This window comes from Simplicispira metamorpha, assembly GCF_004341365.1.
GTDB lineage: Bacteria > Pseudomonadota > Gammaproteobacteria > Burkholderiales > Burkholderiaceae_C > Simplicispira > Simplicispira metamorpha.
In genome coordinates, this window is sequence record NZ_SLXH01000048.1 from 1 (window position 1) to 10021 (window position 10021).

General features: G+C 66.0%; 9 protein-coding genes and 1 pseudogene. 7 read left to right on the top strand and 3 right to left on the bottom strand.

The features are described from left to right. Window positions 1-482: 482 nt before the first annotated feature. The 5 genes from EV674_RS16845 (at window position 483) to EV674_RS16865 (ending at window position 6975) form a co-directional block, all read left to right on the top strand. Window positions 483-2942, top strand: coding sequence for a PAS domain-containing hybrid sensor histidine kinase/response regulator (locus EV674_RS16845; RefSeq protein ID WP_119014840.1), 2460 nt, complete (start codon window positions 483-485; stop codon window positions 2940-2942). Next, window positions 2935-3672 carry an RluA family pseudouridine synthase gene (locus tag EV674_RS16850; RefSeq protein WP_119014841.1) on the top strand — a complete coding sequence of 246 codons (738 nt, stop codon included), beginning with the start codon at window positions 2935-2937 and terminating at the stop codon, window positions 3670-3672. The genes EV674_RS16845 and EV674_RS16850 overlap by 8 nt, the downstream gene beginning before the upstream one ends. A gap of 113 nt (window positions 3673-3785) precedes the next feature. Continuing rightward, window positions 3786-4634, top strand: a complete 849-nt coding sequence (locus EV674_RS16855) for an SDR family NAD(P)-dependent oxidoreductase (protein ID WP_132750508.1) — start codon at window positions 3786-3788, stop codon at window positions 4632-4634. An 87-nt stretch (window positions 4635-4721) separates the two neighbouring features. Continuing rightward, the gene (gene bktB, locus EV674_RS16860; protein ID WP_119014843.1) at window positions 4722-5906 is read left to right on the top strand and encodes a beta-ketothiolase BktB; all 1185 of its coding nucleotides are present in this window, start codon (window positions 4722-4724) and stop codon (window positions 5904-5906) included. A 79-nt stretch (window positions 5907-5985) separates the two neighbouring features. Beyond that, window positions 5986-6975 carry a Bug family tripartite tricarboxylate transporter substrate binding protein gene (locus tag EV674_RS16865; RefSeq protein WP_119014844.1) on the top strand — a complete coding sequence of 330 codons (990 nt, stop codon included), beginning with the start codon at window positions 5986-5988 and terminating at the stop codon, window positions 6973-6975. A 124-nt stretch (window positions 6976-7099) separates the two neighbouring features. Here the strand turns inward: EV674_RS16865 and EV674_RS16870 are convergent, their stop codons facing one another. Together EV674_RS16870 and EV674_RS16875 are read right to left on the bottom strand one after the other, a co-directional pair. Next, entirely contained in the window at window positions 7100-7537 is a 438-nt protein-coding gene (locus EV674_RS16870) for a universal stress protein (RefSeq protein WP_119014845.1), read from the bottom strand. A 52-nt stretch (window positions 7538-7589) separates the two neighbouring features. Further along, window positions 7590-8345: a 2OG-Fe dioxygenase family protein gene (locus EV674_RS16875; RefSeq protein WP_119014846.1), complete on the bottom strand. Its 756-nt coding sequence runs from the start codon at window positions 8343-8345 to the stop codon at window positions 7590-7592. Between the two features lie 110 nt (window positions 8346-8455). Between EV674_RS16875 and EV674_RS16880 the strand changes: the two genes are divergently transcribed. Together EV674_RS16880 and EV674_RS16885 are read left to right on the top strand one after the other, a co-directional pair. Then, window positions 8456-8836, top strand: coding sequence for a PilZ domain-containing protein (locus EV674_RS16880; RefSeq protein WP_119014847.1), 381 nt, complete (start codon window positions 8456-8458; stop codon window positions 8834-8836). A gap of 135 nt (window positions 8837-8971) precedes the next feature. After that, the gene (locus EV674_RS16885) at window positions 8972-9958 is read left to right on the top strand and encodes an RNA-guided endonuclease InsQ/TnpB family protein (RefSeq protein WP_241525041.1); all 987 of its coding nucleotides are present in this window, start codon (window positions 8972-8974) and stop codon (window positions 9956-9958) included. On the opposite strand, the pseudogene EV674_RS16890 reads toward EV674_RS16885, so the two are convergent. Beyond that, window positions 9938-10021: pseudogene (locus EV674_RS16890) on the bottom strand (IS5/IS1182 family transposase); the annotation flags it as partial. The gene EV674_RS16885 and the pseudogene EV674_RS16890 sit on opposite strands and share 21 nt — an antisense overlap.

Sequence of the window (10021 nt, forward strand, 5' to 3'; positions counted from 1 at the left end):
GCCGCAGGACTGAGCTTTCTCATGTCGGTCAGTTTCATCAAGACAACATCCGGGTAATCAGAAATATTTCAAGTCGTTTTGTTTCTAATTAATATTGCCAATCAAGCTGCCAGTGCGCCCCTGCGGCTATGGCTCAAATTACCAGAACATTCAACACAAGGTCTATGAGTATTCTGGATACTAGTTGTCGCATCCCGGACGATTACATCCAGCACCCGACCATTTGTACTGGCCGTTGCTGAATGCAGATTTGTCAGTGGACTCGATACGTCGTCCAGATCATTTCCCGTTGCTGTCACACGCTTGACCGGGCTGCTTGCTGGCCGTGACCGCTGGCCCACCCGGCACACCGCCCCCCTGCATCGCTGCCCCCGCAGCCCGCGCGCGTACACTGGCGCGCCCGCGACCCCGCACAGGCCCCACAGCCCTTGGCAGACTGCGCCGCCTTCTTGGGCCAGCACCTGCCGGGAGCGTTTTTTGCCATGAGCCGCCCCGACCTTTTATTTCTACTGCGCAGCACCGAGCCAGAACCCGCGCACGACATGCCCGGCGATGCGCCCAGCCAGTTTCCGGGCGCCAGCGCCCCTGGCACACCCACGCTCCAGCCCCCTGACAGCAGCGGCCCGCTGGTCGGCCCCATGCCGGGCGCGGTCACGGGGCTGATCGCCGAGCTGCGCGCCTACCAGGCCGAGCTGGAGGCGCAGAACAAGGTGCTGCGCTACAGCCAGTCGGCCGCTGAGAGCGCCTCGGAGCGCTTCGAGACGCTGTTCTCCAGCGTGCCCCTGGCGCTGATGGTGCTGGACGAGCACGACATGGTGGTGCAGGCCAATTCGATGGCGCACCGCAGTTTTCAGCCCACTGAAAACGACCGCCCGCTCACCGAGCTGCAACCCTTCGTCAGCCCCGAGCACGCCCAGCGCGTGCAGCAGGCCTTTGCCCTGGCCCGCGCCGAGGGCCATGGCGAGGCCACCGAAGTGGTGTTTGCCATCAGCCCCGAACGCCACATCACCGGCGACCTGCACATTGCCCGCATCGAGTCGCCCCAGGCCGAGGGCGAAGCGCCGCTGCTGCAATTTTTGTGCGCCGTGATTGACCAAGGCCCGCTGCTGGCCGAGCGCCAGGCCCTGCAACACAGCGCGCAAACGCTGCAACAGCGCAACGCCCAGCTGCACGCCAGCGAGCGGCGGCTGGAGGCGGTCATCAACTCCTCGCTGGACGCCATCGTCTGCGTCGATCAGCACCAGCGCATCACGGTGTTCAACCCCACCGCCGCTGCTTTGTTCCAGTGCGCCGCCAGCGATGCGCTGGGCAGCCACATCAGCCGCTTTTTGCCCGACGCTGAGCAGGCCCTGGCCTTTGCCCAGCTCACCACGCAGGCCATGCTGGGCGAGATGACGGCCCTGAGCGCCAGCGGCAAAGAGCTGTCGGTGGAGGTGAGCATGTCGTTCGAGCGCCACGGCGAGGGCGAAACCACCACCGTCTTTGCCCGCGACCTGACCAGCCGCAAAAAGGCCGAAGCCCAGCGCAACGAGCTGGAAGCGCAGCTGCGCGAGTCGCACAAGATGCAGGCCGTGGGCACCATGGCGGGCGGCATTGCGCACGATTTCAATAACATCCTGAGCGCCATTTTGGGCAACGCCGATCTGGCCAAGGCCGATTGCGGGCCGCACTCCCCGGCCTACGAGAGCCTGGTCGAGATCGAGAAAGCCGGGCGCCGCGCGCGCGATCTGGTGCGGCAAATCCTCACCTTCAGCCGCAACGAGCCGCCCCAGCGCACCGCCGTAGCGCTGGCCGAGGTGATACACGACACCGAGCGCCTGCTGCGCGTGACCCTGCCGCCCGCCATTGACCTGCGCCTGCAAACCGCCGCCCCCCTGCCACCCGTGCTGGCCGACCCCACGCAGGTGGAGCAGGCCGTGCTCAACCTGTGTACCAACGCCATCCACGCCATTGGCGAGGGCCGTGGCAACGTCTATGTCGAGCTGGCAGCGGCCCAGCCAGACCAGCGCCTGTGCGAGCGCCTGGGCCTGCCGCACGGCCACTACGTGCTGCTGACCGTGCGCGACAGCGGCCCCGGCATGGATGCAGCCACCTTGCAGCGCATTTTTGAGCCCTTTTTTACGACCAAGCCAGTGGGCCAGGGCACGGGGCTGGGGCTGTCGGTGGTGCATGGTGTGATGCGCACCCACGGCGGCGCGGTGGACGTACACAGTGCGCCGGGCCTGGGCAGCCGGTTTACGCTGTACTTTCCCGTGGCGCCATCGGCCAGCGCAGACGCGGCAACCGCCCTGCCCGACCCGGACTGCGCGCCCGATGCCGATGCCGATGCCGATGCCGATGCCGATGCCGATGCCGATGCCGATGCCGATGCCGATGCCGATGCCGATACCAATACTGCGCCCCACACCGACGCCGCTGGCCCCAGCGCAGCCCAGCCCCCCGCAGTGCAGCCACCGGCCCACGCCAGCGCAGGAACACCACCAGCGCACACACCACCCGCCGCCCTGCCCGCTGCAACCCCATCCGCCGACCTGGCCGCAGCGCCTGCGCTGCCCACGCCACCCGCGCCGCGCCGCCATGTGATGTACGTGGACGACGACAAGGCGCTGGTGTTTCTGGTGCAGCGCCTGCTGCGCCGGCGCGGCTACACCGTCAGCGGGTTTACCGATCCGCACGAGGCCGCTGCGGCCCTGCGCGCCGCGCCGCACGACTACGACCTGCTGGTCACCGACTACAACATGCCCGGCTACTGCGGCGTCGATCTGGTGCGCGAGGCCCGCACCATCCGCGCCGATCTGCCGGTGGCGCTGGCCTCGGGCTACGTCACCGCCGAAATCGAGCAGGCCGCCCTGGCCGAAGGCGCACGCGCCCTCATCCACAAACCCAACGACGTGGAGGAGCTGTGTGCCACCGTACACCGACTCATCAGCGGCCATGACTGAATCTGCCGCCCTCAGCGGCGCGCCCGCGCCTGAGGGTGCGCCCGGCAACGCCCCCGGCGCCCGCAGCGCCAGCCCCGACCACCCCGCCAGCGCCCCCACCTGCCTGTACGCCGACGAGGCGCTGCTGGTGCTGGCCAAGCCCGCCGGTCTGCTGTGCGTGCCCGGGCGCGGCCCCGACAAGCAAGACTGCCTGAGCGCCCGCGCGCAGCAGCACTGGCCCGAGGCCCTGGTCGTACACCGGCTGGACATGGCCACCTCGGGCCTGGTGCTGATGGCGCGCACTCCTGAAGTGCAACGCGCCCTGGGCAACGCCTTTGCCGCGCGCACCATCGAAAAGCGCTACCAGGCGGTGGTGCAAGGCTGCATGGCCCCCGCACCCGGCGGCGGCTGGGGCGACATCGAACTGCCCATTGCCGCCGACTGGGCACGGCGCCCGCTGCGCGTGGTGGATGCCGAGCGCGGCAAACCCAGCCACACCCGCTGGCGCGTGCTGGCCAGCGACGCGGCCACGCACACCACCCGGCTGGAGCTGGCGCCCGTGACGGGCCGCACCCACCAGCTGCGCGTGCATTTGGCTGCCGTGGGCCACGCCATCCTGGGCGATGCGCTGTATGCCGACGCCGCCACCCAGGCACGCGCCCCGCGCCTGCTGCTGCACGCCACGCGGCTGGCGCTGGAACACCCGATAAGCGGCGAGTGGGTGCAGTTTGCGCTGCCGCCGGATTTTTAGCGGCGCAAAACTTTAAGCCAAAACAGGCTCTAGCGCCCACCTGTAAAGCGCAAGCAGCTATCATTTTTGTATAAATCACCCACCCCTTTTCATACCACCAACACCACCGGGCCATGCACAAACCACACCTTTTCATCCTCACGGGCGCCTCGCGCGGTATGGGCCTGGCCATGGCGCAGCAGCTGTTGCGCCCGGGCCATGCGCTGGTCTGCATCTCGCGCCACAGCAACGCTGATCTGCAAGAGGCGGCCCTGGCCAGCGGCGTGGCGCTGGAGCAGTGGCAGCACGACCTGGGCAGCGCCAACGCCGCCGCCGCCGAGCGCCTGCAAGCCTGGCTGGAAACCCACAGCGCCATCGCCTTGGCGGGCGGCGCTGGCAGCGCGGCGCCCAGCCCACTTGCCAGCCCACTTGCCAGCCCACTTGCCAGCCCACTTGCCAGCCCGTTTGCCAGTGCCACGCTGATCAACAACGCCGGCCTGATTCCGCCGATTGCGCCGCTGTCGGCCAGCGACCCCGCCGCACTGGCGCAGGCCCTGCGCGTGGGGCTGGAGGCGCCCATGCTGCTGTGCGCCGCCTTTCTGGCCGCCACCGAGGGCTGGGCGGTGCCGCGCAAAGTGCTCAACATCTCCTCGGGGCTGGGGCGCCGGGCCATGGCGTCGCAGGCGCCCTACTGCGCCGCCAAGGCCGGCATGGACCACTTCACCCGCTGCCTGGCGCTGGAAGAAGCGCTCAAGCCCCACGGCGCCAAGGTATGCTCTCTGGCGCCCGGTGTGATCGACACCGACATGCAGACCCAGCTGCGCAGCGCCCACCCGGCCGCTTTTCCCGATGCCCCGCAATTTGCCAGCCTCAAAACGGCCGGCATGCTGACCACCCCCGCCGACGCCGCCACCCGCGTGCTGGCCTGGCTGGAGCGGTCAGACTTCGGCACCCACCCCGTGGCCGATGTACGCGAGCCCTGAGGCACCGTGATTCACTATCTTTTTCATAGCTGATAGCGCAATACCCGTGGGCGCTAGAGGCCAATTTGATCTTTAAAGGAGTTCTCCATGACCCGTGAAGTCGTAGTTGTCAGCGCCGTGCGCACCGCCATCGGCACCTTTGGCGGCAGCCTCAAAGATATTCCCCCCACCGAGCTGGGCGCGCTGGTCGTGCGCGAGTCGCTGGCACGCGCCAACGTCGAGGGCAAAGACGTGGGCCACGTCGTGTTCGGCCATGTGGTCAACACCGAGCCCAAAGACATGTACCTCTCGCGCGTGGCGGCCATCAAAGGGGGCTGCGCCGAGAGCACGCCTGCCTTCAACGTCAACCGCCTGTGCGGCTCGGGCTTGCAGGCCATCGTCTCGGCAGCGCAAAGCATCCAGCTGGGTGACGCCGACATCGCCATCGGCGCCGGTGCCGAAAACATGAGCCGCGCCCCCTACGCCAGCCTGGCCACGCGCTTTGGCGCGCGCATGGGCGACACCAAGATGATCGACATGATGGTCGGCGCGCTGCACGACCCGTTCCAGAACATCCACATGGGCGTGACGGCAGAAAACATCGCCGCCAAGTGGGGCATCTCCCGCGACGAGCAGGACGCCATTGCCGTCGAAAGCCACAACCGCGCCCAGCGCGCCATTGAAGCGGGTTACTTCAAAGACCAGATCGTCCCGGTCATGCTCAAGAGCCGCAAGGGCGATGTGGCCTACGAGGTGGATGAGCACTACCGCCCCAACTGCACGCTGGCCGACATGGCCAAGCTCAAGCCCGTGTTCCTGAAAGAAAACGGCACCGTCACCGCTGGCAACGCCTCGGGCATCAACGACGCCGCCGCCGCCGTGGTGCTGATGGACGCGCAAGCCGCCCAGGCCCGTGGCGCCAAGCCGCTGGCGCGCCTGGTGGCCTACGCCCACGCCGGTGTCGATCCCCAATACATGGGCATTGGCCCAGTGCCCGCCACGCAACTGGCTTTGAAAAAAGCGGGCCTCACCGTGCAGGATTTGGACGTGATCGAGGCCAACGAGGCGTTTGCCGCCCAGGCCTGCGCCGTCACGCGCGACCTGGGGCTGGACCCGGCCAAGGTCAACCCCAACGGCTCGGGCATCTCGCTGGGCCACCCGATTGGCGCCACAGGCGCGCTGATCACGGTCAAGGCGCTGCACGAGCTGCAACGCATCCAGGGCCGCTACGCGCTGGTGACGATGTGCATCGGCGGCGGCCAGGGCATTGCCGCCATTTTTGAGCGCATGTAAGCCAACCACCGGGCCAGCGCCGCTGCACAACGCGCGGCGCTGGCCCGGTTTTTTTGTATTTTTCAGGAGATTGATCCCGATGTTGCGTCGTCAGTTTTCATTGGCTGCCACGGCCCTGGTGCTGGGTGGCAGCGCCTTGGCGCAAAGCCCCGCCCCTGTGGCCACCGCCGCCTACCCGGCCAAGCCGATTCGCATGATCGTGCCCTTCCCGCCCGGCGGCGGCACCGACATCCTGGCCCGCCTGGTAGCCAACAAGCTCTCCGAACAAGCACCCTGGACGGTGGTGGCCGACAACAAGGCGGGCGCGGGCGGCACCATCGGCATCAGCGAAGCCGCCAAAGCCGCCCCCACGGGCTACGACATCGTGATGGGACAAAAGGACAACCTGGTCATTGCCCCCTGGCTGTACAAAAACCTGCCCTGGGACCCCACCAAAGACCTGGTGGCAGTGGCCCATGTGGCCTACACGCCCGTGCTGATTGCCACCGCCAGCAACTCGCGCTTCAAAAGCCTGGCCGATGTGATTGCGGCAGCGCGCGCGGCGCCCGGCACCATCACCTATGGCTCGCCGGGCAACGGCACGTCCATCCACCTGTCAGCCGACCTGTTTGAAAAAGCCGCAGGCATCCGGCTCAGCCATGTGCCCTACAAGGGCTCCAACCCGGCGCTGCTGGATGCGCTGGCGGGCAACGTGGATTTGCTGGTGTCGTCCCTGCCCTCGGCCATGGGCCAGATCAAGGCGGGCAAATTGCGCCCGCTGGCGGTCACGTCGGGCAAGCGCAGTTCTTCGCTGCCCGATGTGCCCACGATTGCCGAGTCGGGCTACAAAGACTTTGACGTGAGCACCTGGTATGGCCTGTTTGCCCCGGCAGGCACGCCCGCCAGCGTGGTCAGCAGCCTGAACGCGCGCGTCAACCAGCTGCTGGGCAACGCCGAAGTGAAGGCCGCCATCCTGGCCCAGGGCGCCGAGCCCCAGGCCATGACCAGCGCGCAGTTCACCACGCTGCTCAAGACCGAGTATGTGCAGTGGAAGGGCATCGTCGAGGCCTCGGGCGCCAAGATCGAATAGCAGGCTGCTGTACCGCTGCCCTGCGGCGGGCGCGCCACCAACAAAAAGGCTCCTGTGGTCAGGAGCCTTTTTGCTGTGCGCAGCCGCCGCTACCGCAGAGGCTGCACGGGCAGCGTCGGAGTGTTTACTCGCGCACCACCATCACGGGCACATGCACCGCGCTCAGCACGCGCTGGGCCACGCTGCCCAGCATGAGCTTTTCCAGGCCCCGGCGGCCATGCGATCCCATGACGATGAGGTCGGCGCCGGTGCTCTCCAGGGCGCGCACCACGCCTTCGTGTACGGCATGGCCTTCGCCCACTACGGCGGTCACTTCCACACCAGCCTCTTGCATGGCTTGCTTGACGGCGTCCAGCGCCGCATTGGCCTCGGAGGTGGCGGCGCTGAGGTACTGCGCCTGGCCATAGGCAAAGTCGGCACCCACGCCAGTGAACGGGTACGGATCAATCACATACACCGCCGTCACGGCGCTGCCAAAGGCCTTGGCCAGACCGGCGGCCTTGGACACTGCCAGCATGGAAGTGTGCGAACCGTCCACGGGGACGAGGATGTGCTTGAACATGGTTTTTCTCCTTGGGGATGGGTAAAACAGAGCGCGTTGGAACGCTGGCGTATCAGGCAGCAGGGCTGTCCTGAAAACCACCGCGCCGGTACGTGATGACCAGTGTGTCGCGGTGCCCGCCCGGTGCGGCTGGCTGTATGGGCGTGGTCTCGTGCACCATGCGGGCATCGTCCAGCAGCAGCAGCGACCACGGCGCAGTGAGTGTAAAGCGCTCACCGGCAGGGGCGGCGGCCTCAAAGACCCGGGTTTCCCCGCCTTTGACGCCTTCGCGCTCGATGAGAAACACAGCCACCAGATCCACACCGTCGCGGTGCGCACCCTCGGGCGTGGGCCGGCCAATGCCATCGACGGTATCGATGCGGAACTGGTGCGCCTCGACGAACCACTGTGCCTGCGCGGGGGCAGCAAACACCGCATCGCACACGCGGGCCAAGGCGCGCAGCACACCGTTCCAGGCCGGGGCGGCCAGGGTTTGGGGCCGCATGGGCTCAAACCAGCGCTCCATGCCGCCGTGCAGGGCGTTGTATTCCACCGGCTGCCAGTGGGCGCGGTGGGGCACCTGCTGCACGGCGCTGCCCTGCACCGTCATGGAGGCGTGGCGCCTGCGGCGGTAGCGGCCACCGTCTTTCAGGTACAGGTCGGGGGGCAGGTCGTTCCAGTCGGATTGCAGGGCCTGCAAATCGGACAGCGTGCAACCGGCCCAGGCGGCCACATCGGCCGGTTGCAGCACGGCAAAACCGCGCTGCTGCAAGCGCGCAATGACTTCAGAAGGGGAGCACGAGGGTGGTAAAAAAGTGGGCGTGGCCATGGGCAAGATGATCGGTATTTGCGCTGTGGGCACAGTGTCGCACAGGGCAGTGGGCCCTCGGGGCCTATTCGGGGCGCTACACTGCCGCCTCTGTACTTTCGGGAGCGCACATGGCCTACGAACGCCGCCAGTTCATTCGCGTCAGCTTCGATGCGCCCGCCTCGCTGACCACCACCAATGGCACCTTCCAGGTGCATGTGCATGACCTTTCGCTCAAAGGCGCCTTGGTGGATTTGCCCGCTGGCGTAGAGCTAGAGGCGGGCACACTGTGCCAGCTCAAGCTGACCTTGGCGCCCTCGCCGCAGCACATCACCATGTCGGTCGAGGTGGCGCGCGGCCACGATCAGCACACTGGCCTGCGCTGCCTGCACATGGACCTGGACAGCATCACGCACCTGCGCCGCCTGATTGAGTGGCAATTGGGCGCCGCCGAGTTGCTGGAACGCGATCTGGCGCAGCTGGTGTCCAACCCGGTGCCGCCCGTCCTCTGACCTGTGCAGCCCGCCCCTTTCGGGGCAGGCAGTGCGCATTTACCAGTGCGCGCAAAGCCTCGGGGTTGAGCCCGAGGTCAAGAGCGCGGACGGCGTAGCCGCCCTCAGTGGCGACTCGATGAAATAATCTGCGCCATGGACTGCACCAAAACCCTGCGCCTGCGCATCAAAGACAAGCACGCAAAAGTGCTGTCTGCGATGGCACGCGAGGTCAATCAGGTCTGGAATTTTTGCAACGAAACCAGCCATCGCGCTATCCGCGAGCGCCACCAGTGGCTCTCGGGCTACGACTTGCAAAAGCTGACCAAGGGGTTCAGCAAGTGCGACGGTGTGCAGATTGGCTCATCCACCGTGCAGCAAGTCTGTGAGGACTACGCCAAGGCACGCAAGCAATTCAAAAAGGCCAAGCTGCGCTGGCGTGTGAGCAACCCGCAAAGCAGCAAATACAGCTTGGGCTGGATTCCCTTCAAAGCGCAAGCTTTGCAATACAAAGCAGGGCAAATTGCTTTTGCTGGCCAACGTTTTTCGCTGTGGGACAGCTACGGCTTGGCGGACTACGAACTGCGCGCAGGCAGCTTCAGCCAAGACAGCCGGGGGCGCTGGTACTTGAATGTGGTGGTCAAGGTTGAGCCTCAATCTACGACGGGTGCAGCCAGTGTCGGTATTGATTTGGGCCTGAAGGAAGCGGCGGTCACTTCCTCGGGTGAGCGCATTGAGGGACGCTTTTATCGCAAGCTTGAATGCCAGCTCGGCATTGCCCAGCGGGCGCACAAAAAGCAGCGCGTACGCGCCATCCACGCAAAAATTGCCAACCAGCGCAAAGACCTGCTGCACCAATTCAGCACGAAGTTGGTGCGAGAAAACGCCACCATCTTCGTGGGCGACGTAACCAGCGCAAAGCTGGTCAAAACCAAAATGGCCAAGAGCACGCTGGACGCGGGTTGGTCAATGCTCAAGACGATGTTGGAATACAAGAGCCACCAGGCCGGTGTCGTCTTTGAAGTAGTCAACGAAAACTACACCACCCAGACTTGTTCGTGCTGCGGGGCCATCCCCGCCAGCAGTCCGAAAGGTAGAGCAGGTTTGCGAATAAGAACGTGTTCAAAGTCTTTTGAGCATTAGCGCCAAGAATGCTAGATGGATGAATTGCAAACTGGTATTGAGCCAACGCTCGCAGTTCTTCCA

Excerpts from the sequence above, each read along its gene's own strand:
- EV674_RS16845 (WP_119014840.1), top strand. The coding sequence starts at position 483 with ATGAGCCGCCCCGACCTTTTATTTCTACTGCGCAGCACCGAGCCAGAA.
- EV674_RS16850 (WP_119014841.1), top strand. The coding sequence starts at position 2,935 with ATGACTGAATCTGCCGCCCTCAGCGGCGCGCCCGCGCCTGAGGGTGCG.
- EV674_RS16855 (WP_132750508.1), top strand. The coding sequence starts at position 3,786 with ATGCACAAACCACACCTTTTCATCCTCACGGGCGCCTCGCGCGGTATG.
- bktB (WP_119014843.1), top strand. The coding sequence starts at position 4,722 with ATGACCCGTGAAGTCGTAGTTGTCAGCGCCGTGCGCACCGCCATCGGC.
- EV674_RS16865 (WP_119014844.1), top strand. The coding sequence starts at position 5,986 with ATGTTGCGTCGTCAGTTTTCATTGGCTGCCACGGCCCTGGTGCTGGGT.
- EV674_RS16870 (WP_119014845.1), bottom strand. The coding sequence starts at position 7,537 with ATGTTCAAGCACATCCTCGTCCCCGTGGACGGTTCGCACACTTCCATG.
- EV674_RS16875 (WP_119014846.1), bottom strand. The coding sequence starts at position 8,345 with ATGGCCACGCCCACTTTTTTACCACCCTCGTGCTCCCCTTCTGAAGTC.
- EV674_RS16880 (WP_119014847.1), top strand. The coding sequence starts at position 8,456 with ATGGCCTACGAACGCCGCCAGTTCATTCGCGTCAGCTTCGATGCGCCC.
- EV674_RS16885 (WP_241525041.1), top strand. The coding sequence starts at position 8,972 with ATGGACTGCACCAAAACCCTGCGCCTGCGCATCAAAGACAAGCACGCA.